Consider the following 18,412-nt stretch of genomic DNA (forward strand, 5'->3'; position numbering starts at 1 on the left):
CTCCTTCACCGTGAACTCGGGCGGGCTGGCCCGAATTTCCGCAATCGAGGTTTTCGACTTAGGATCGAAAACATGCCCAATAGTAACACCACGCATGAAGTGCTTACCGCGGTGTTCCAGGTTCGCCACTTTCCCGACCACATCGCCGCAGGTCACAGCGGTGATGCGCGTCACGCGGCGGGCACCGGCGAGCTCGCCGTGCTGCTGTGGCAACGGGCCCTCGATCCGCAGGCCGGCGCATGGTCGCTGCCCGGCGGACTCCTCCACGAAGACGAGGACCTCACGACGTCCGCGCGACGCCAGCTGGCCGAGAAGGTGGACGTGCAGGAGGTCTCGCACCTCGAGCAGCTGTCGGTGTTCAGCGATCCGCGACGGGTGCCCGGTCCGCGCACCATCGCGTCGACGTTCCTCGGGCTCGTCCCCCTCCCCGCCGACCCGCAGTTGCCGCCGGACACCGCGTGGCATCCGGTGTCCGCCCTGCCCGAGATGGCGTTCGACCACGGCACCGTCGTCCGGCACGCCCGGACCCGCCTCGCGGCCAAGCTCTCTTACACCAACATCGCGTTCGGTCTGGCGCCCGACGAGTTCTCCATGTCGACGCTGCGCGAAATCTACTGCGCCGCACTCGGTTACCAGGTGGATGCGACCAACCTCCAGCGCGTCCTCGGACGCCGCGGGGTGCTGACCCCCACCGGCAACACAGCACCGTCCGGCCGCACCGGCGGTCGCCCGGCCGCCCTCTACCGCTTCACCGACTCCACCCTGCGGGTGACGGACGAGTTCGCGGCGCTTCGACCGCCGAGCTGAATCCGATCGTCAGGCGGCCGCGGATCCACCTTCTTGCGTGGTGCGCCGCCGCCACGCCGACGCGACCGAGGGCTCCGCGCCGAGCACCGAATCGATGCGGCCGAAGCGGCCGAGAACGCGGTCGAGAAACTGCTCGACCTGGCGGGGGTCGTCCGGATCGGCGGCGACCGCGAGGAGTCGGTGACCGGACATGCCCGGCATGATCCGGGCCAGTTCCGCGACCGTGCGTGCGGTGACCGCAACGCACCAGCCCGAATCGAGCAACTCCTGCGCGGTACGCCTGCCCTGCTCGCTGCCGGCGGCAGTCACCACCACGACACCACGGGCCGAGCCGGCTTCGTCGGTACGCATCATCTTCGCCTCCTGGGGATCGACATTTCCGACTCCAGGTAAGCGCCAGTACTCGAGACTGCGACGGGAGTGCGCTGTGAGATCGCCGGGAGACGGTGTCACGCCCGGGCGAGACCCCGCCAGAACGTGTCGGATGCGGCGGTGACCACTTCGTCCACCGGCGCGTCGTCGAGCATTCCCCCGGCGGCGAGGGTCGCGATCCCGTGGAAGGTCGCGAACGCGACCAGGGCGATGCGCGAGGCGTCCCCGGGTCCGATGTCGCCCGCGGCCTGGGCCTCGGTGACGATCCGGACCGTCAGGTCCATCGAGGTGTGGCCCGCCTCCACGACCTGGGAGGCGGCCCCGGGCGCGTGCTTGTTGCCGTACATCAGGGCCAGCAACTCCCGGTGCGCGAGCGCGAAGGTCACGTAGGCGTCGGCGAGCGCCGCGAAGCGGGCCCGGGCATGGGGTTCGGCCTGGTCGACCGCGCGTTCGAGGGCGGCGGTGAGCCGCCGGAAACCGGATTCGGCGAGTGCGTCGAGCAGCGCCTGACGGTCGCGGAAGTGCTTGCTGGGTGCGGCGTGACTGACCCCGGCCTCTCGGGCGAGCTGTCGCAGGGACAGGCCGTCGACGCCGTCCCGCTCGAGGGTGCTCTCGGCGCGTGCGAGCAGCACCTGGCGAAGACTCCCGTGGTGGTAGGGCTGTTCGGCGGCGGACACGGCGCAAGCCTAGCAAAATGTTGTCATTGACTACATAGATGGCACTGACTACATTCGGAATCACCCCACCGCTAGGAGCAGACATGCCTTTCGACGCATCCGGAACCACCGTCCTCATCACCGGCGCGAGCGCGGGCCTCGGTGCCGAATTCGCCCGCCGGTTCGCCGGGCGCGGCGCCGACCTCGTCCTCGTCGCGCGGCGCGCCGACCGGCTCGAACAACTCGCCGCCGAACTCCGCGCCGCACACCACGTGACGGTCACCGTGCTCCCGTTCGACCTCGCGGCACCCGGCGCAGGCGCGCGGTTGCGCAGCGAACTCGCCGCGCGCGACATCCGCGTCGACTCGCTGATCAACAACGCGGGATTCGGGACGCACGGAGACTTCGCGTCCGCCGACATGGAGCGGCTGACCTCCGAGATCCAGCTCAACGTCACCACCCTCGTCGAGTTGTCGCACACGTTCCTGCCCGACCTGCTCCGGGGACGCGGCGCACTCGTCAACGTGGCGAGCACCGCCGCGTTCCAGCCGACGCCGGGCATGGCCGTCTACGGGGCGACGAAGGCGTTCGTCCTGAACTTCACCGAGGCGTTGTGGGCGGAGGCGCGAGGAACCGGCCTCACCGTGCTCGCCGTCTGCCCGGGCCCCACCCGCACCGAATTCTTCGACGTCGTCGGCTCCGACGACGCCGCCGTCGGCCGCATGCAGACCGCCGACCAGGTGGTCGCGACGGCGCTGCGAGCCCTGGACCGGCGCAGCACACCGCCGAGCGTCGTCTCCGGGCTGATGAACTGGGTGTCGTCGGTCAGCACCCGCTTCGCGACCCGCCGCATCGGCGCTCTCGCCAGCGGGCGCCTGCTCGGTGACGTCCGGATGCAGGCCTCCGTCACCCGGTAAGCGTCACGAAGTCACCGTCGCGTCGCGCTCCTCCGGCTCGTCGAGTTCGACCGGCGCATCACCGACGCCGAGATCGTCGTACGGGTTGAGCGCGGCGAGCACCAACGTCACGACGCACGCGACGAGCGGTTGGAAGATCAGCACCAGCGGGGTCCCGATCCCCGGCGCGACCGCCACGACGGCACCGGCGGTCGAGGTGTCGGGATCGGGGAAACGCAGGGCCGCCACACCGATGCCGCCGAGGGCCATCACACAGGCCCCGGCCACGCTGCCGGCGAGTACAGCGCCCAGTGCCACCGGTCCGCGACTTCGCCGCGCCGTCCACGCCGCGACCGCGGTGAGGATGCCGACCACCAGGCCGGCACACGCGAACATCCCGATCGCGTCGAACCGGTGCACGCTCTCCCCCGTCAGCGACACCCCGCGGTCGGGGGACACCACCAGCAGATGTTCGGGTGGTGCCAGGAGTCCCCACAGCACCCCGGCGAGCACGCTCGCCACCACCGTCCCGCAGAAGATTCCGGCGGCAGATCGAACCCTGAAGCGCGGGAGCGTGGTCACGCGTGCGACGCTACCGCCGTCCGCGGCAGATCGAGTCGAACACACCGTGGCGGGAACATTTCGCCCACCAGCCGTCGGGGCTGATCTGCACCACCATCCGGCGGCCGCACGCCTCGCAGAAGCGGGGCGGTTCCAGCCCGAGTTGCGCGGCGGTGGAGACCGTGTCGTCCACACCGGCCACCACGCGGCGGCCGGTGTACGGGTTGTAGCGCTCCTCCAGACCGTCGGCGTCGCCCGCGGTCGTCTCCATGGTCGTCACAGGGTGTCGTTCAGGGCCTTGATCGGCATCTGCAGATCGACGAGCAGGTCGAGGTCCTGTTCCGCCGGACGGCCGAGGGTCGTCAAGTAGTTGCCGACGATGACGGCGTTGATGCCGCCGAGGATGCCCTGCTTGGCACCGAGGTCGCCGAGGGTGATCTCGCGGCCGCCCGCGAAGCGGAGGATGGTGCGGGGCAGCGCGAGCCGGAAGGCGGCCACCGATTTGAGAGCCTCGCTCGCCGGCAGCACCTCGAGGTCGCCGAACGGGGTTCCCGGACGCGGGTTGAGGAAGTTCAGCGGAACCTCGTCGGGTTCGAGTTCGGCCAGGTTGGCCGCGAACTCGGCGCGCTGCTCGAGGCTCTCACCCATGCCGAGGATGCCGCCGCAGCACACCTCCATGCCGGCTTCGCGGACCATGCGGAGGGTGTTCCAGCGTTCGTCCCACGTGTGGGTGGTGACGACGTTCGGGAAGTGGGACTTCGACGTCTCCAGGTTGTGGTTGTAGCGGTGCACCCCCATCGCGGCGAGCTGGTCGACCTGTTCCTGGGTGAGCATGCCCAGCGAGCAGGCGATCTGGATGTCGACCTCGTTGCGGATCGCCTCGATACCAGCGGCGACCTGGGCGAGCAGCCGCTCGTCGGGCCCGCGGACGGCGGCGACGATGCAGAATTCGCTGGCACCGGACTTGGCGGTCTGCTTGGCGGCCTCGACGAGCGACGGGATGTCGAGCCACGCGGCGCGCACCGGCGACTGGAACAGCCCGGACTGCGAGCAGAAGTGGCAGTCCTCGGGGCAGCCGCCGGTCTTGAGGCTGATGATGCCCTCGACCTCGACCTCGGGGCCGCACCACTTCATCCGCACGTCGTGCGCGAGGGCGAGCAGGTCCTCGAGGCGGTCGTCGGGAAGTTGCAGGACTTCGAGCACCTGGCTCTCGTTCAGCGCTTCGCCGCGCTCGAGAACCTGCTCACGCGCGAGGGCGAGAATGTCTGTCTGTACCGGGGCCGAGGTCACACGTATCTCCTGGAAAACGGGCCGATCACGTGCCGTGAGTCGACGGAACCGAAAAATTGAACACCGTACAAGTTGAACGGTGTTCACGTTAGATCCGTGATGGAATACTGTCAAAGCCGGAGCAAGCTTTTCGACGAGATTGGGAGATCACACAGTGCAATTGCGACGCGGCGACGTACTCGACGGCGCAATGGCCATCCTCGACGAGTTCGGCCTCGCCGACCTCACGATGCGCAGACTCGCAACGGCCCTCGGCGTGCAGCCCGGCGCGCTGTACTGGCATTTCCCCAACAAGCAGACGTTGCTCGGTGCCCTCGCCGACAAGATCCTCGAAGACGTCGACGCCCCGGTCACGGCGCCCGGATGGGACGCGGAGTTCACCGAACTGGCGCATCGGCTGCGCACAGCGCTGCTCGCCCACCGTGACGGCGCCGAACTGGTCTCCGCCACCTACGCGTCCCGCATGACCAACTCCCGGGTCCGGGAAAGCTTCGCGGCCGTGGGTCTGCGATCCGGGCTGTCCCGCGAACACGCCGAACTGTCGTCCTACTCGCTGCTCTACTACGTCCTCGGCCACACGGTCGACGAGCAGTCGCGGGCGCAGATGGAATCGGCAGGCGCTCTCACCCGCGCCGCGCTCTCCCCCGACGCCCCGCAGTCGCAGATCGCGGCGTACGACGAGGATCTCCTCGACGGCGATCCGGCGGTGCGGTTCGACTTCGGTTTGTCGCTGTTCGTCGACGGAATTCGCGCGCGACTGAAAGACTCCGCCCACCGCCCGTGAGCGGGCACAATTGAGTGGACACCGCGCCGGCCACTCGCGGACCGCGCGGCGCCTCCCACGGCCCAGGGACGGACGCGATGACGTCTTCGCTCGGCCGCCGCGCCGGAACGGCCCTCGCGGCGGCACTCGCACTGTCGCTTCTCGGCGCGCCCACCCCGGCGCCGGCGCAGACCGCGGTGGGCGATCCCGGTGCCGTCGTCGCCGAGACCCCGGTGGCGCCGGACGCGCGGCCGGCGGGTGTCGCCGAGGCCACGTACGTCACGTACTGGACGACAGGGCCGATGAACGAACCCGCGCTCAGCACCGGCGCGGTCCTGCTGCCACCCGGTGACGCGCCACCCGGCGGATGGCCCGTGGTGTCCTGGGCCCACGGAACGGTCGGCATCGCCGACGCGTGCGCGCCGACGGTGACGGGGAAACTCGCCGGACCGTACGTCAAGGCCTGGCTCGACCAGGGGTACGCCATCGTCGCAACGGATTACGTCGGCCTCGGCACACCCGGCGTGCACCCGTACCTGGACGGACCCACCGAGGCGCACAGCGTGATCGACATGGTGCGCGCGGCGCGGGCCGTCACGCCGTCCCTGTCGAACCGGTGGGTCGCGATCGGTCAATCGCAGGGCGGCCACGCCGCTCTCGTCGCCGCCTCGATGGCCACCACCTACGCACCCGATCTCGACTTCCGCGGCACCGTCGCCACCGGTGCCCCGTCCAATCTGGAGAACCTCGCGCCCCTCGTCGGCCCAGGTTTCCCGCAGATCCCCCTCACCGGGAGCACGGTGTTCGTGGCGTACGCGCTCGCGGGACTGCGGGCGTCGCGGCCCGACCTGGACGTCGACAGCTACCTCACCCCGCTCGGCGTCGACGTCCTGAATCGTGTGGAGTCGCTCTGCTACGAGGAGGCGGCCCCGCAACTCGCCGGCATCTCCATCGGGCAGTTGATGTCGCGCCCCCTCGACGACCCGGCGGTCCTGGCGGCGCTGCGCACCACGCTCGGAGTCCCCGTCCGGGGCTACGACCGGCCGTTGTTCATCGGTCAGGGATTGTTCGACGACGTCGTCCCCATCGCCCTCACCTGGAAGTTCACCGCCGACCTCACCGCGAACGGGCAGCAGTTCCTCTTCCGGACGTATCCGACGGGCCACCTCACGACCATGCCCGCGTCCCTGCCCGACACCACCGCGTTCGTCCGGAGCCTGTTCGGCTGAGATTCACTGGTAAGACCACTTGACCTCTTACCTGTAGCCGTTCTAGTGTCGGGTCATGATGTTCGAGCCGATCGCGCGGAAATCCGCCTCCACCGAAGTCTTCGACCAGATCACCGCGCGCGTACTCGGCGGCGACCTCGCCGCCGGCGAGGCCCTGCCCAGCGAGCGGCGCCTGGCCGAGGCGTTCGGGGTGTCCCGGCCCGCGGTCCGGGAAGCGATCCAGAAACTCGCCCAGGCCGGGCTCGTCGAGGTCCGGCAGGGCGACGCCACCTCGGTCCGCGACTTCCGGCAGCACGGCGGGCCCGAACTGCTGTCCCAGCTGCTGATCCGCGGCGGTGAACCCGACTGGGCGGTGGTCCGCAGCATCCTCGAGGCCCGGCGGATGATCGGCGTGCAGATCGCCCGGCTCGCCGCGGACCGGGCGACCGAGAAGTCGGCCGCAGCTCTCCGCGAGGCCGTGGATCACCTTGCTGCCGAGAGCGATCCCGTCGCGCAGCAGGTCGGCGCGCTGGCCTTCTGGGAGCGCGTCGTCGACACCGCCGATTCCATCGCGTTCCGGCTCATCTTCAACAGCCTCCGCAACGCGTACGAACCGACCATGACCGCGATGGCCGCCGTGATGGTCGCGGAGGTCGGCCGCGCCGACCTGTACCACCGGCTTGCGGACGCCATCTCCGCACACGACGAAGACCTCGCGGCGCACACCGCCACCACCCTGCTCGACCTCGGGACGGCGGCCGTGACCGCCGTGATCGACACACTGCAACACCACGATTCGGAGAAGGACACATGACCACGACACCTCCCGCAGATCGCCGCCAGCGCAGGTCGATCACCCTCCGCGACGCCGCAGACCAGTTCCGCCGCCACCCGTCCCCGTGGATGATCGGCGGCATGCTCGCCGCTGCCTCGGTCGCCCGCGTCGTCGTCGGCGACTGGCAGGTCACCGATGCCGTCGTGCCGCTGGTGATGCTGGCGGTGTTCCCGTTCGCCGAATGGGTCATCCACGTCTGCATCCTGCACTGGAAGCCCCGGAAGGTCCTGGGCCTGACCGTCGATTCGCTCCTCGCCCGGAAGCATCGCGAGCACCACGTCGATCCCCGCGACGTGCCGCTCGTCTTCATTCCGTGGCAGACCCTGATGTGGCTGATCCCGGTTCTCGTGGCGCTCGCAGTGTTCACGTTCCCCCGCACCGGGCTCGGGCTGACCTTCCTCGTGGTGCTGAGCGTCCTGGGCGTCCTCTACGAATGGACGCACTACCTCATCCACAGCGACTACAAGCCGAACTCCCGCCTCTACCGCGCGATCTGGCGCAACCACCGCCATCACCACTACAAGAACGAGCACTACTGGTTCACCGTCACCACCTCGGGAACCGCCGACCGGATCCTCGGCACCGACCCGGACCCCGAATCGGTCGAGAAATCGCCCACCGCCCGCAACCTCCACGCCGTGCGCTGACGCACCCGTGAGTACTTATTAACGTCGGGCGGTTAACAAGTACTCACGGGCCCGAAGGGCACTAACGGCGGCGAAAGAGCTTGTTGCCCAACCAGACGATCGGGTCGTACCGCCGGTCGACCACCCGTTCCTTCATCGGAATGATGGCGTTGTCGGTGATCTTGATCCCTTCGGGGCACACCTCGGTGCAGCACTTGGTGATGTTGCACAGCCCGAGACCGAAGTCTTCCTGCGCCGCGTCACGACGGTCCGCCGTGTCCAGGGGATGCATCTCCAGTTCGGCGACACGGATGAAGAAGCGGGGACCGGAGAACGCCGGCTTGTTGTCGTCGTGATCACGGATGACGTGGCACGTGTTCTGGCAGAGGAAGCACTCGATGCACTTGCGGAATTCCTGCGACCGTTCGACGTCGATCTGCTGCATTCGGTACTCGCCCGGCCCGAGTCCCGGCGGCGGGGTGAACGACGGGATCTCCCTCGCCTTCTGGTAGTTGAACGACACGTCGGTGACGAGGTCCCGGATGACGGGGAACGCCCGCAGCGGTGTCACCGTCACCACCTCGTCCTCCGTGAACGTCGACATCCGCGTCATGCACATCAGCCGCGGCTGGCCGTTGATCTCCGCGGAGCACGACCCGCACTTGCCCGCCTTGCAGTTCCATCGCACCGCCAGGTCCGGGGTCTGCGTCGCCTGCAACCGGTGGATGATGTCGAGCACCACCTCACCCTCGTTGACGGGAATGGAGTAGTCCTGGAGGGCGCCGCCGTCGGCGTCGCCGCGCCATACCCGGAACTGCGCGTCGTATCCCATCTCAGGCCGTCCTTCCCGGATGTTCCGCGAGTTCGGCGTCGGTGTAGTACTTGGCCAGTTCGTCGATGTCGAACAACTCCAGCAGTTCCGGTCGCATCGGAAGCTGCGGCTCGCGGGTGACCGTGACGTCCGGGACCACGGAATCGGGGTGCGCGGACATGTCGCCGACGACGCTGCACACCAGCAGGGTGTTGCGCCACTCCGCCTCCATGCTCGGGTGGTCGTCGCGGGTGTGCCCGCCGCGACTTTCCGTGCGCAGCAGGGCCGCCTGCGCGACGCATTCGCTGACCAGCACCATGTTCCGCAGGTCCACGGCGAGGTGCCATCCCGGGTTGAACTGGCGGTGCCCCTCCACCTCCACGCCCCCGATCCGGCCCTTGATCTCCGTGAGTTTCTCCAAGGCGCGGACGATCTCGTCTTCCTTCCGGATGATGCCGACGAGGTCGTTCATGGTCTGCTGCAGTTCGGTGTGGAGCGTGTACGGGTTCTCGGTGGTACCGCCCTCCCCGACCGCGGGATCGAACGGCGACAACAGCATCCGCGCCGCCGCATCCACGGCGGCCGCGGAGACCACCGGCCGCTCCTGCAGCGACTTCACGTACTCCGCCGCCCCCAGTCCGGCGCGACGCCCGAACACGAGAAGGTCGGACAGCGAGTTGCCGCCGAGCCGGTTGGAGCCGTGCATCCCGCCCGAGCACTCCCCCGCGGCGAACAGACCCGCGACGCTGGACGACCCGCTGTCGGGGTCGACCTCGATGCCCCCCATCACGTAGTGGCAGGTGGGCCCGACCTCCATCTGTTCCTTGGTGATGTCGACGTCCGCGAGTTCCTTGAACTGGTGGTACATCGACGGCAGCCGCCGGACGATCTCGTCGGCGGGCATCCGCGAGGCGATGTCGAGGTACACGCCGCCGTGCGGGGTCTGCCGTCCGGCCTTGACCTCGGAGTTGATAGCGCGGGCCACCTCGTCGCGGGGCAGCAGATCCGGTGTGCGGCGGTTGTTGTCGGAATCCTTGTACCAGCCGTCGGCCTCTTCCTCGGTCTCCGCGTACTGCCCTTTGAAGACCGGCGGGATGTACGAGAACATGAACCGCTCGCCCTCGGAGTTCTTCAGGACCCCGCCGTCGCCGCGGACGCCTTCCGTCACGAGGATGCCCTTGACGCTCGGCGGCCACACCATGCCGGTGGGGTGGAACTGCACGAACTCCATGTTGATGAGGTTGGCGCCTGCGCGGAGAGCGAGGGCGTGACCGTCGCCGGTGTACTCCCACGAGTTCGACGTCACCTTGAACGACTTGCCGATCCCGCCCGTGGCCATCACCACGGCGGGTGCCTCGAACAGCACGAAACGTCCACTCTCGCGCCAGTATCCGAAGGCACCCGAGATCCGGTCGCCGTCCTTGGTCAGCTCGGAGATGGTGCACTCGGCGAAGATCTTGATCCGCGCCTCGTAATCGCCGGTGGCGGCGAAATCTTCCTGCTGCAACGACACGATCTTCTGCTGCATGGTGCGGATCAGTTCCAGCCCGGTGCGGTCACCGACGTGCGCGAGCCGCGGATACGTGTGACCGCCGAAGTTGCGCTGGCTGATCCGGCCGTCGGGGGTCCGGTCGAACAGGGCCCCGTACGTTTCGAGTTCCCACACCCGGTCGGGAGCCTCCCGGGCGTGCAGTTCGGCCATCCGCCAGTTGTTGAGGAACTTGCCGCCGCGCATCGTGTCCTGGAAATGCGTCTGCCACGTGTCCTTCTCGTTGGCGTTCCCCATCGCGGCGGCGCAACCGCCCTCCGCCATGACGGTGTGCGCCTTGCCGAACAGCGACTTGCAGACGACGGCCACGGACAGGCCCTGCTCCCGGGCCTCGATGACGGCTCGCAGTCCGGCGCCCCCGGCACCGATGACCACGACGTCGTACTGGTGCCGTTCGACTTCCGTCATTCCACTCCCTCTTCGGTGAAGTCAGTTGATCAGGCGCAGGTCGGAGATGGTGCCGCTCGCCACGAGCATCACGTAGAAGTCGGTGACGATCAGTGTGGCGAGGGTGGTCCAGGCGAGCTGCATGTGCCGGGTGTTCAGTTTGCTGACCCCGGTCCAGAGGCGGTATCGGATCGGGTGCCGGGAGAAGTGGGTGAGCCTGCCGCCGGTGACGTGCCTGCAGGAATGGCAGGAGACGGTGTACGCCCAGAGCAGGATCACGTTGCCGACCATGATGAGGGTGCCGAGCCCGATTCCGAAGCCGCCGTCGGCGCCGTGGAACGCGCGGATCGCGTCGTACGTGTTGATCAGCGACACGACGAGTGCGACGTAGAAGAAGTAGCGGTGCGCGTTCTGGACGATCAGCGGCAGCCGCGTCTCCCCCGTGTATTTGCCGTGTGGTTCCGCGACCGCACACGCGGGCGGCGAGAACCACACCGACCGGTAGTAGGCCTTGCGGTAGTAGTAGCACGTGAGCCGGAAGCCGAGCAGGAACGGCAGCACCAGGAACCCCAGCGGGATAAGCATCGGCAACTCGCCGATGGGTGTCCCGAAGTCGCTCGAACCGGGCACGCACGAATCGCTCAGGCACGGCGAGTAGAACGGCGTCAGGTAGTGGTAGTCCTCGACGAAGTACGCCGTGCGGACCCACGACCGGACCGATGCGTACACCACGAAGACGGACAGGCCGAGCACCGTCAGCAGCGGCGCCAGCCACCACCGGTCGGTGCGGAGCGTGCGTTCCGCGATCCGGGCACGCGTCGGCGCCCCCACACCGGCACTTTCGGAATTCTTCGGCGGCGCGCTCATCCGCGCTCGTAGTGGAGCCCGCCCAGCCCCTCGTCATCGATACCGAGCCACATCGACGCGTCGTACGGGGTGTCCGACACCTTGATTCGTTCCACCGGTTCGCGGTGGACGACGTTCGGTGGCGAGGAGTCGAGGTCGCGCGCGTCGATCTCGAGGCGCTCCAGATCGTTGCTCAGCCGCCGCACGGATGCGGCGTCGCCGTACATCGTTCGCAACGAACCGACTGCGCGCCGGAGGCGGTCGATGGTGCGATTCAATTCGAGCATTTCGGAGGTCGACATGTGACCCCTCCCAACCCAGCCGGATGTATCCGTGACCTGAATCACACTACCGATATTCCGGGAACCCGGGGCAGCTTTCGGCCCGCGGAAAACCGGGGCGATGAATTTCGCCGGGCGGCCGAGTCGATACCTGTAGGACAACCCAAACCGAACCCTCACCGGGAGGAAATCATGGCCGACGCCACCATCGGAAGCATCCTGCTCACCAGCACACACCCCGAACGATTGCGGGACTGGTACACGGCCGCGTTCTCGCCGAAGGTCGACCGCACGCCCGGCGAACCGGGCTACGACGTCCTCGATTTCGACGGTTTCTCCATCATGCTCGACCGGCGCGACGACGTCGGCGACACGAACCCCGAACCCGGGCGTGTCCTCCTCAACGTCGAGGTCGGCGACGCCCGCGCCGCGGCCGGCCGCCTCGACGAGCTCGGGGCGACGTGGCTGTCCCCGCTCGAGGATCGTGACGGCAGCTGGTTCGGCACCGCCGTCGACCCCGACGGCAACTACGTTCAGATCATCCAGCTCAGCGCGCGGGCGCGCGCCGAGATGTCCTGACCACCGGCAGTGGAAGAGAGACCGACATGTTGAACAACGCCAGAGCATTCAGCGGATTCGCCGTCGACGACATCGCCGCGGCCAAATCCTTCTACAGCGACACCCTGGGGCTCGAGGTCACCGAGGAGGAGATGGGCCTGCTGGGCCTGCATCTCCCCCAGGGTCCCGTGGTGCTGATCTACCCGAAACCCGATCACACGCCTGCGACGTTCACGATCCTGAACTTCGCGGTCGACGACGTCGAGAAGGCCGTCGACGCGCTCACCGAACGCGGGATCCGGTTCCTGCGGTACGACGGTTTCGATCAGGACGACAAGGGAATCATGCGCGGCAACGGGCCGGACATCGCCTGGTTCACCGACCCGGCAGGCAACGTGCTGTCGGTGCTCGCGGAATCCTGACCGTCCCGCTCAGCGAGCCGTGATCGTCGCCTTCAGCCACGTACCGTCGAACCACGTGGACGCGGACGCGGCGAACGACGCCGGGTCGAGACGGCCGCTGCCCGCCGGGATCGAGCCGGCCAGTTCGACGCCCGTCACCGCGGGCAGGTCGTCCAGATTGCACCGCTCGGCGAGTCCGGGCTCGTCCGGCCACGACCCGATCACCGTGCCCGCGCAGGCGATCCCTGCCGCCGCCAGAGCCCGGGTCGTGAGTTCGGTGTGGTTGAGCGTGCCGAGTCCGGCCGCCGCGACCACGACGGCCGGTGCGCCGAGCGTGAGCGCGAGATCGACGAGCGTGAAGCCCTCGGCGCCCATCCGCACCAGCAACCCGCCCGCACCCTCGACGAGGACCAGATCGTGCCGGTCGGCGAGGGCGCGGACCGACTCGACGACGTCGCCGCACCGCAGCATCGGCAGGCCGCTGCGCCGGGCGGCGGTGTCGGGGGCCAGTGGCTCCGGATAGCGGGCAAGTTCCACCACCGCAGTGACACCGGACAGGCGGGTCACCTCCGCCAGATCGCCCGGTTCTCCTGGCGCGACCCCGGTCTGCGCGGGCTTGCACACCGCGACGGACAGCCCCGCCTCGCGCGCGGCCGCCGCGAGCGCCGCCGTCACCACCGTCTTGCCGACGTCCGTCGACGTTCCGGTGACCATGAGGATGCTCATGCCGACGCCCCCGCCAGGACGTCGGTGAGCACGGACTCGATCCGGGCCAGTTCGTCCTGATCGAGCGTCGCGCGGGCGGTGAGCCGCAGCCGCGACGTGCCCTCGGGCACCGACGGGGGCCGGAAGCAGCCGACGTGCAGCCCCTGCTCGCGGCAGGCGGCCGCAGCGTCGAAGGCGCGTTGCGGATCCCCGAGGATCACCGAGACCACCGCCGACTCCGGTGCCGCGGCACCGGTGAACCGCGCGAGATCCCGGGCGCGGTTCAGGACGGAGTCGGCGCGGTGCGGTTCACGCCGCAGAACGGCGAGGGCGGCCCGGGCCGCACCGACGGCGGCCGGGGCCAGTCCGGTGTCGAAGATGAACGTGCGCGCGGCGTCGACGAGATGTGCGCGCACCTTCTCCGACGCCAGCACCACACCGCCCTGGCTGGCCAACGACTTCGACAGCGTGGCCGTGACGACGATGTCGGGTTCGCCCGCGAGCCCCACCTCGTGCACGAGTCCGCGGCCCCCTGCGCCACGGACTCCGACACCGTGGGCCTCGTCCACCACGAGAAACGCGCCGTACTCGCGGCACACGCGGTGCAGGTCGACGAGGGGCGCGAGATCACCGTCCGCGCTGAACACCGAATCCGTGACGACCAGCGCCCGCTCTTCCGGCCGGGTGGCCAGTGCGCTGCGGACGAAGTCGAGATCGGCGTGCGGTGCGACGGCGACCCTGGCCCGGGACAGCCGGCACGCGTCGACCAGCGACGCGTGGCTGCCCGCGTCGGAGACGATCAGCGATCCGGCGCCGGACAGTGCGGTGACGGCGCCGAGATTGGCGGTGTATCCCGAGGAGAACACCAGCCCGGCGTCGGCGCCGACGAATTCGGCCAGTTCCGTTTCGAGCAGTTCGTGCTCGGTGGTCGAACCGGTGACCAGTCGCGAGCCGGTGGCTCCGGCGCCCCACCGCCGCAGCGCGGTCATCGCGCCGTGCAGCACCTCGGGGTGCCGTACGAGCCCGAGGTAGTCGTTGGACGCCAGATCGATGAGCGCGCTGCCCGGCGTGCGTGGACGCAGCTCGCGGCGCAGTCCCGCAGCGCGCCGCCGCTCCTCGACGTCGTCGAGCCAGGTGGTGAAGGTGTGGTCGGTACTCACACTCGGCACCATACGCGACTTGAACGGTGTTCAACCCGGGTGGACCCGTTTTTCCTCCGATGGCTAGGGTCGAGACCGTGACCTCCCCGAGCCTGTCCGCCGACGACATCACCTCCCTCGATGCCTCCCTGCTCTGGCATCCGTACGGCGCCTTTCCCGCGTCGACCACCCCGCTCGTGGTGGCCGAGGCGAGCGGCACCCGCCTCACACTCGCCGACGGACGCGAACTCGTCGACGGCATGAGTTCGTGGTGGGCGGCGGTCCACGGCTACCGGCATCCCGTCCTCGACGCGGCGGCGACCGCGCAGCTCGGCCGGATGAGCCACGTGATGTTCGGCGGGCTGACCCACGAACCGGCCGCGCGGCTCGCCCAGCTGCTCGTGGAGATCACCCCGGACGGACTCGACAAGGTGTTCCTCGCCGATTCCGGTTCGGTGTCCGTCGAAGTCGCCGTCAAGATGTGCCTGCAGTACTGGCGCAGTCGCGGCAGGCCGGAGCGGCATCGGCTGCTGACCTGGCGCGGCGGCTATCACGGCGACACGTTCGCGCCGATGAGCGTCTGCGACCCGGACGGCGGCATGCATTCCCTGTGGACGGACGTTCTCGCGCGGCAGGTCTTCGCGGGACCGCCGCCGCGCGAGTTCGACCCGCGGTACGTCGCGGAGTTCGAGCGCCTGGTGGCCGCGCACACCGGCGAACTGGCGGCCGTCATCGTGGAGCCGGTGGTGCAGGGCGCCGGAGGCATGCGTTTCCACGACCCCCGGTACCTCTCGGAGCTGCGCCGCATCTGCGACGAGCACGGGCTCCTGCTGGTGTTCGACGAGATCGCCACGGGCTTCGGCCGCACCGGCGAACTGTTCGCCGCGGACCACGCCGGGACCCGCCCCGACATCATGTGCGTCGGCAAGGCCCTCACCGGCGGATACCTGACCCTCGCCGCGACGCTCTGCTCCACCGACGTCGCCGAGACCATCAGCGCCGGCGACGCAGGCGGGCTGATGCACGGCCCCACGTTCATGGCGAACCCGCTGGCCTGCGCCGTCGCGGTGGCGTCGATCGAACTCCTGCTGTCGCGCGACTGGCGCGGCGAGGTCGAGGACGTGCGCCGGGGGCTCGAATCGGGTCTCGCGCCTGCCTGGGAACTGCCCGGCGTCCGGGACGTCCGGGTGCTCGGCGCGATCGGAGTGATCGAACTCTCCGAGCCCGTCGACATGCGGGCCGCAACCGACGCCGCGGTGGCGGCGGGGACCTGGTTGCGGCCCTTCCGCAACCTGATCTACGCGATGCCGCCGTACGTGTGCACCAGCGAGGACGTGCGGAAGATCACAACCGGAATGCTTGCTGCCGCACGGACCTCCACCCGGGGCTGACGGTGCGCTCTCGTCGGGCTGAGAGCGACGCGAACGCGGGCTAGTGTTCTCGATATGGAAGCGAGCGAGTCGACCGGCACCACGCCCATTCCCGTGTGGCCCGGCAGCGCCTACCCGCTGGGCGCCACCTACGACGGGGCCGGGACGAACTTCTCCTTGTTTTCCGAGGTCGCCGAGGCGGTCGATCTGTGCCTGATCGCGAAGGACGGCACGGAGACGCGGGTGCGCCTCGACGAGGTCGACGGCTACGTGTGGCATGCATACCTGCCGACCGTCGTGCCCGGGCAGCGGTACGGGTACCGGATCCACGGCCCCTGGAACCCCTCGGCCGGGCACCGCTGCGACCCCAGCAAGCTTCTCCTCGACCCCTACGGCAAGGCGTTCGACGGCGAATTCGACGGCGACCGGTCCCTGTTCTCCTACGACATCGACGCGTCCGCGGAGGACGCCCTCGCGGACGCCGGGGACGAGGAATCCGGGGACGACCCGCTGATCGTCGACACCGACGACGACATCGAGGCGGAGGACGCCGAGGACGCACGCGCAGCGGAAGCCGAGGCCGACTCGGCGCCGGGACTGCCCGGACACGATTCGCTCGGCCACACGATGACGACGGTCGTGATCAACCCGTTCTTCGACTGGGCCGCCGACCGCGCACCGAAGCACCCGTACCACGACACCGTGATCTACGAGGCCCACGTCAAGGGCATGACGGCGACGCATCCCGGTGTGCCGGAAGAACTTCGCGGCACGTATGCGGGCCTCGCGCATCCGGTGATCATCGACCACCTCGTCGACCTCGGCGTCACCGCGATCGAACTGATGCCGGTGCACCAGTTCATGCACGATCAGACCCTGCTCGACAAGGGGTTGCGGAACTACTGGGGCTACAACACGTTCGGCTTCCTGGCCCCGCACACCGGGTATTCGTCGGCGGAGAAGCCGGGCGCCGCGGTGTCGGAGTTCAAGGCGATGGTCCGCTCGTTCCACGAGGCGGGCATCGAGGTCATCCTCGACGTCGTCTACAACCACACCGCCGAGGGCAACCATCTCGGTCCGACCATCTCGTTCCGCGGCATCGACAACGCCGCCTACTACCGGCTCGTCGACGGCGACGCCGAGCACTACATGGACTACACGGGCACCGGGAACAGCCTCAACGCCCGGCACCCGCACACCCTGCAGCTGATCATGGACTCGCTGCGGTACTGGGTCACCGAGATGCACGTCGACGGCTTCCGCTTCGACCTCGCGTCCACGCTCGCCCGCGAACTGCACGACGTCGACCGGCTCTCCGCGTTCTTCGACCTCGTCCAGCAGGATCCGATCGTCAGCCAGGTCAAGCTCATCGCCGAACCCTGGGACATCGGCGAGGGCGGCTACCAGGTGGGCAACTTCCCCGGACTGTGGACGGAGTGGAACGGCAAGTACCGGGACACCGTCCGCGACTACTGGCGGGGCGAACCGGCGACGCTCGGCGAATTCGCGTCCCGGCTCACCGGCTCCTCCGACCTGTACGAGGCGACCGGCCGCCGCCCCGGCGCGAGCATCAACTTCGTCATCGCCCACGACGGGTTCACCCTGCACGACCTGGTGTCGTACAACGAGAAGCACAACGAGGCCAACGGCGAGGACAACAACGACGGCGAGAGCCACAACCGGTCCTGGAACTGCGGCGTCGAGGGACCCACGGACGATCCGGAGATCCTCGATCTGCGGGGGCGGCAGACCCGCAACATCCTGGCCACCCTCCTGCTCAGCCAGGGGACGCCGATGCTCGCGCACGGTGACGAGATGGGCCGCACCCAGCAGGGCAACAACAACGTGTACTGCCAGGACTCGGAACTGTCGTGGATGGACTGGTCGCTGGGGGACACCAACGCCGACCTCGTCGAGTTCACCAAACGGGTCATCGCGCTGCGGATGAAGAATCCGGTGTTCCGCCGCCGCCGGTTCTTCGAGGGCACCCCCATCCGCAGCGGCGACCAGACCCGTGACATCGCCTGGCTCACCCCGTCCGGTGAGGAGATGACCCCCGAGGACTGGGACAGTGGTTTCGGGAAGTCCCTTGCGGTGTTCCTCAACGGCGAGGGCATCCCCGAACCCAACCACCGCGGCGAGCGGGTGGTCGGCGACTCGTTCCTGCTGTGTTTCAACGCGCACGACGAGGAGATCGAGTTCTCCACGCCGAACTCCGATTACGCCGACGAGTGGGCGGTCGTGCTCGACACCGCCGTGCCGACGGGGGCGAAGGACGCGGTGATCAAGGCCGGGAATTCGCTGCAGGTCGAGGCCCGGTCGCTGGTCGTGCTGCGCCGGACCGCCTGAGC

At 68.9% G+C, this 18,412-nt stretch carries 21 protein-coding genes; 10 read left to right on the forward strand and 11 right to left on the reverse strand.

Annotated features, from left to right (window positions below):
* Positions 1-72 precede the first annotated feature (72 nt).
* Positions 73-807, forward strand: a complete 735-nt coding sequence (locus tag JWS14_RS05395; protein WP_095865260.1) for an NUDIX hydrolase — start codon at positions 73-75, stop codon at positions 805-807.
* A gap of 9 nt (positions 808-816) precedes the next feature.
* On the opposite strand, the gene JWS14_RS05400 is transcribed toward JWS14_RS05395, so the two are convergent.
* Both JWS14_RS05400 and JWS14_RS05405 read right to left on the reverse strand, forming a co-directional pair.
* Positions 817-1,161, reverse strand: coding sequence for an SDR family NAD(P)-dependent oxidoreductase (locus tag JWS14_RS05400; RefSeq protein WP_095865259.1), 345 nt, complete (start codon positions 1,159-1,161; stop codon positions 817-819).
* Positions 1,162-1,256: 95 nt separating this feature from the next.
* Positions 1,257-1,856: a TetR/AcrR family transcriptional regulator gene (locus JWS14_RS05405; RefSeq protein WP_072945261.1), complete on the reverse strand. Its 600-nt coding sequence runs from the start codon at positions 1,854-1,856 to the stop codon at positions 1,257-1,259.
* A gap of 83 nt (positions 1,857-1,939) precedes the next feature.
* On the opposite strand from JWS14_RS05405, the gene JWS14_RS05410 reads away from it, so the two are divergent.
* The gene (locus JWS14_RS05410; protein WP_206012647.1) at positions 1,940-2,752 is read left to right on the forward strand and encodes an SDR family NAD(P)-dependent oxidoreductase; all 813 of its coding nucleotides are present in this window, start codon (positions 1,940-1,942) and stop codon (positions 2,750-2,752) included.
* A 3-nt stretch (positions 2,753-2,755) separates the two neighbouring features.
* Here JWS14_RS05410 and JWS14_RS05415 read toward each other — a convergent pair whose 3' ends face one another.
* The 3 genes from JWS14_RS05415 to bioB are packed head-to-tail and all read right to left on the reverse strand — an operon-like array spanning position 2,756 to position 4,582.
* Positions 2,756-3,313 carry a DUF2567 domain-containing protein gene (locus JWS14_RS05415; protein ID WP_072945263.1) on the reverse strand — a complete coding sequence of 186 codons (558 nt, stop codon included), beginning with the start codon at positions 3,311-3,313 and terminating at the stop codon, positions 2,756-2,758.
* Positions 3,314-3,323: 10 nt separating this feature from the next.
* Positions 3,324-3,563 (reverse strand): biotin synthase auxiliary protein BsaP, encoded by a 240-nt coding sequence (gene bsaP, locus JWS14_RS05420; RefSeq protein WP_072945398.1) that lies wholly within the window; start codon positions 3,561-3,563, stop codon positions 3,324-3,326.
* 5 nt (positions 3,564-3,568) lie between these two features.
* Entirely contained in the window at positions 3,569-4,582 is a 1,014-nt protein-coding gene (gene bioB, locus JWS14_RS05425; protein ID WP_087556279.1) for a biotin synthase BioB, read from the reverse strand.
* 154 nt (positions 4,583-4,736) lie between these two features.
* Here bioB and JWS14_RS05430 point away from each other — a divergent pair, with 154 nt between their 5' ends.
* The 4 genes from JWS14_RS05430 (at position 4,737) to JWS14_RS05445 (ending at position 8,035) form a co-directional block, all read left to right on the forward strand.
* Positions 4,737-5,366: a TetR/AcrR family transcriptional regulator C-terminal domain-containing protein gene (locus JWS14_RS05430; RefSeq protein ID WP_095865256.1), complete on the forward strand. Its 630-nt coding sequence runs from the start codon at positions 4,737-4,739 to the stop codon at positions 5,364-5,366.
* Between the two features lie 77 nt (positions 5,367-5,443).
* Positions 5,444-6,574 carry a lipase family protein gene (locus JWS14_RS05435; RefSeq protein WP_072945268.1) on the forward strand — a complete coding sequence of 377 codons (1,131 nt, stop codon included), beginning with the start codon at positions 5,444-5,446 and terminating at the stop codon, positions 6,572-6,574.
* 55 nt (positions 6,575-6,629) lie between these two features.
* On the forward strand, positions 6,630-7,367 hold the full coding sequence (locus JWS14_RS05440; protein ID WP_083395832.1) for a FadR/GntR family transcriptional regulator: 738 nt from the start codon (positions 6,630-6,632) through the stop codon (positions 7,365-7,367).
* Positions 7,364-8,035: a sterol desaturase family protein gene (locus JWS14_RS05445; protein WP_095865254.1), complete on the forward strand. Its 672-nt coding sequence runs from the start codon at positions 7,364-7,366 to the stop codon at positions 8,033-8,035. The genes JWS14_RS05440 and JWS14_RS05445 overlap by 4 nt, the downstream gene beginning before the upstream one ends.
* Before the next feature lie 61 nt (positions 8,036-8,096).
* Here the strand turns inward: JWS14_RS05445 and JWS14_RS05450 are convergent, their stop codons facing one another.
* From JWS14_RS05450 to JWS14_RS05465, 4 genes are read right to left on the reverse strand one after another with little or no spacing between them, the layout of a single operon-like run.
* Entirely contained in the window at positions 8,097-8,846 is a 750-nt protein-coding gene (locus tag JWS14_RS05450) for a succinate dehydrogenase/fumarate reductase iron-sulfur subunit (protein WP_095865253.1), read from the reverse strand.
* Between the two features lies 1 nt (position 8,847).
* Positions 8,848-10,782, reverse strand: a complete 1,935-nt coding sequence (locus JWS14_RS05455) for a fumarate reductase/succinate dehydrogenase flavoprotein subunit (RefSeq protein ID WP_072945275.1) — start codon at positions 10,780-10,782, stop codon at positions 8,848-8,850.
* Positions 10,783-10,803: 21 nt separating this feature from the next.
* Positions 10,804-11,628 carry a hypothetical protein gene (locus tag JWS14_RS05460; protein ID WP_206012648.1) on the reverse strand — a complete coding sequence of 275 codons (825 nt, stop codon included), beginning with the start codon at positions 11,626-11,628 and terminating at the stop codon, positions 10,804-10,806.
* A complete protein-coding gene (locus JWS14_RS05465; protein WP_072945279.1) occupies positions 11,625-11,909 on the reverse strand; it encodes a hypothetical protein in 285 nt (94 codons plus the stop codon). The genes JWS14_RS05460 and JWS14_RS05465 overlap by 4 nt, the downstream gene beginning before the upstream one ends.
* A gap of 171 nt (positions 11,910-12,080) precedes the next feature.
* On the opposite strand from JWS14_RS05465, the gene JWS14_RS05470 reads away from it, so the two are divergent.
* Positions 12,081-12,467, forward strand: coding sequence for a VOC family protein (locus tag JWS14_RS05470; protein ID WP_206012649.1), 387 nt, complete (start codon positions 12,081-12,083; stop codon positions 12,465-12,467).
* Positions 12,468-12,493: 26 nt separating this feature from the next.
* Positions 12,494-12,868 carry a VOC family protein gene (locus JWS14_RS05475; protein ID WP_167372214.1) on the forward strand — a complete coding sequence of 125 codons (375 nt, stop codon included), beginning with the start codon at positions 12,494-12,496 and terminating at the stop codon, positions 12,866-12,868.
* A 9-nt stretch (positions 12,869-12,877) separates the two neighbouring features.
* On the opposite strand, the gene bioD is transcribed toward JWS14_RS05475, so the two are convergent.
* Both bioD and JWS14_RS05485 read right to left on the reverse strand, forming a co-directional pair.
* Entirely contained in the window at positions 12,878-13,573 is a 696-nt protein-coding gene (bioD, locus tag JWS14_RS05480) for a dethiobiotin synthase (RefSeq protein WP_072945282.1), read from the reverse strand.
* Entirely contained in the window at positions 13,570-14,724 is a 1,155-nt protein-coding gene (locus tag JWS14_RS05485) for an 8-amino-7-oxononanoate synthase (RefSeq protein WP_072945284.1), read from the reverse strand. The genes bioD and JWS14_RS05485 overlap by 4 nt, the downstream gene beginning before the upstream one ends.
* Positions 14,725-14,789: 65 nt before the next feature.
* Between JWS14_RS05485 and JWS14_RS05490 the strand changes: the two genes are divergently transcribed.
* Together JWS14_RS05490 and glgX are read left to right on the forward strand one after the other, a co-directional pair.
* Positions 14,790-16,082 carry an adenosylmethionine--8-amino-7-oxononanoate transaminase gene (locus tag JWS14_RS05490; protein WP_072945287.1) on the forward strand — a complete coding sequence of 431 codons (1,293 nt, stop codon included), beginning with the start codon at positions 14,790-14,792 and terminating at the stop codon, positions 16,080-16,082.
* A 54-nt stretch (positions 16,083-16,136) separates the two neighbouring features.
* On the forward strand, positions 16,137-18,410 hold the full coding sequence (gene glgX / locus JWS14_RS05495) for a glycogen debranching protein GlgX (protein ID WP_072945298.1): 2,274 nt from the start codon (positions 16,137-16,139) through the stop codon (positions 18,408-18,410).
* Positions 18,411-18,412: the final 2 nt, after the last annotated feature.

This window comes from Rhodococcus koreensis (assembly GCF_017068375.1).
Taxonomy (GTDB): Bacteria; Actinomycetota; Actinomycetes; order Mycobacteriales; family Mycobacteriaceae; genus Rhodococcus_F; species Rhodococcus_F koreensis.

Coding starts and splice junctions, on each gene's coding strand:
- JWS14_RS05395 (WP_095865260.1), top strand. CDS start 73: ATGCCCAATAGTAACACCACGCATGAAGTGCTTACCGCGGTGTTCCAG.
- JWS14_RS05400 (WP_095865259.1), bottom strand. CDS start 1,161: ATGATGCGTACCGACGAAGCCGGCTCGGCCCGTGGTGTCGTGGTGGTG.
- JWS14_RS05410 (WP_206012647.1), top strand. CDS start 1,940: ATGCCTTTCGACGCATCCGGAACCACCGTCCTCATCACCGGCGCGAGC.
- bsaP (WP_072945398.1), bottom strand. CDS start 3,563: ATGGAGACGACCGCGGGCGACGCCGACGGTCTGGAGGAGCGCTACAAC.
- JWS14_RS05435 (WP_072945268.1), top strand. CDS start 5,444: ATGACGTCTTCGCTCGGCCGCCGCGCCGGAACGGCCCTCGCGGCGGCA.
- JWS14_RS05440 (WP_083395832.1), top strand. CDS start 6,630: ATGATGTTCGAGCCGATCGCGCGGAAATCCGCCTCCACCGAAGTCTTC.
- JWS14_RS05445 (WP_095865254.1), top strand. CDS start 7,364: ATGACCACGACACCTCCCGCAGATCGCCGCCAGCGCAGGTCGATCACC.
- JWS14_RS05450 (WP_095865253.1), bottom strand. CDS start 8,846: ATGGGATACGACGCGCAGTTCCGGGTATGGCGCGGCGACGCCGACGGC.
- JWS14_RS05455 (WP_072945275.1), bottom strand. CDS start 10,782: ATGACGGAAGTCGAACGGCACCAGTACGACGTCGTGGTCATCGGTGCC.
- JWS14_RS05460 (WP_206012648.1), bottom strand. CDS start 11,628: ATGAGCGCGCCGCCGAAGAATTCCGAAAGTGCCGGTGTGGGGGCGCCG.
- JWS14_RS05465 (WP_072945279.1), bottom strand. CDS start 11,909: ATGTCGACCTCCGAAATGCTCGAATTGAATCGCACCATCGACCGCCTC.
- JWS14_RS05470 (WP_206012649.1), top strand. CDS start 12,081: ATGGCCGACGCCACCATCGGAAGCATCCTGCTCACCAGCACACACCCC.
- JWS14_RS05475 (WP_167372214.1), top strand. CDS start 12,494: ATGTTGAACAACGCCAGAGCATTCAGCGGATTCGCCGTCGACGACATC.
- bioD (WP_072945282.1), bottom strand. CDS start 13,573: ATGAGCATCCTCATGGTCACCGGAACGTCGACGGACGTCGGCAAGACG.
- JWS14_RS05485 (WP_072945284.1), bottom strand. CDS start 14,724: ATGGTGCCGAGTGTGAGTACCGACCACACCTTCACCACCTGGCTCGAC.
- glgX (WP_072945298.1), top strand. CDS start 16,137: ATGGAAGCGAGCGAGTCGACCGGCACCACGCCCATTCCCGTGTGGCCC.